Source organism: Ruegeria sp. AB6 (assembly GCF_056542685.1).
The window spans coordinates 1-899 of record NZ_JBQGAD010000041.1 but is presented as its reverse complement, the minus strand read 5'-3'; the positions used below and the strand labels follow the sequence as shown (position 1 = coordinate 899).

Sequence of the window (899 nt, the reverse complement as noted above, 5' to 3'; positions counted from 1 at the left end):
CATCCGCGCCCTTGGTGCTCTTGAGGCGAATGAACACTTCTTTATCGTCCGGGTTCTCGTCGATCGGTGGATTCACAAACGAAGTGCAAATTCTGTACTAAAACAGAGAGTTGCATGGAGTATGAAGAATGGGAAGCCGCTACTGTCACCTGAAACTGGGCGAACGACGTAAGCTCGCAAAGTGGCTGGAAGCAAAAATGCCGGTCGCTGAGATAGCCGATCGGTTGGGTCGTAACCCCTCTACGATCTACCGAGACATCAAACGGAACCGATACACAGATACTGAGATCCCAGAACTCAACGGATATCACGCGGTTGTCGCTCAGGACAAATACGAGGCGCGCCGCGCGATCCATCGCAAGATGATCGTGCATCCAGACCTCAAGGAAGCCATCGAAGATCGACTCAAGGCTGGATGGTCGCCCGAACAGATCGCAGGCCGGATGCGGCTTGAACGCCATCCGATCCGTGTGAGTCACGAGACGATCTATCGGTTCGCCTATTCCAAGGATGGCCGCGAGGAACAGTTTTACCGCCATCTCCCTGAGCATCGCAAACGCCGCCGGCCACGTGGCTATCGCAGGTACAACCGGACCCACATCTTTGACACGCAGAGCCTGTCTCACAGGCCCGAGCGCATCGCGGACCGCACTGAGTTCGGCCACTGGGAATGTGATCTGATGATGTTTCGCAAGGAGTATGGGAAAGTCAATGTGACGTCTCTGGTCGAACGCGTCAGTCGCTATGCTGTCGTGATGCGCAATGAGGATCGCCAGTCCAAGCCGATCATGGAAGCGCTGATCCAGGGGCTGGCTCCCCTGCCCGCCGATGCACGTCAGTCGATCACCTTCGACCGTGGCACCGAGTTCTCGGCCTGGAGGCACCTCAGGGCCGGGATC

General features: G+C 56.8%; 1 protein-coding gene. It reads left to right on the top strand.

Going from position 1 to position 899, the window contains the following annotated elements:
• Window positions 1–128 precede the first annotated feature (128 nt).
• Window positions 129–899 (top strand): IS30 family transposase (locus tag ACR0DB_RS22605; RefSeq protein ID WP_480553096.1); only part of this gene is annotated, 771 nt, incomplete at its 3' end.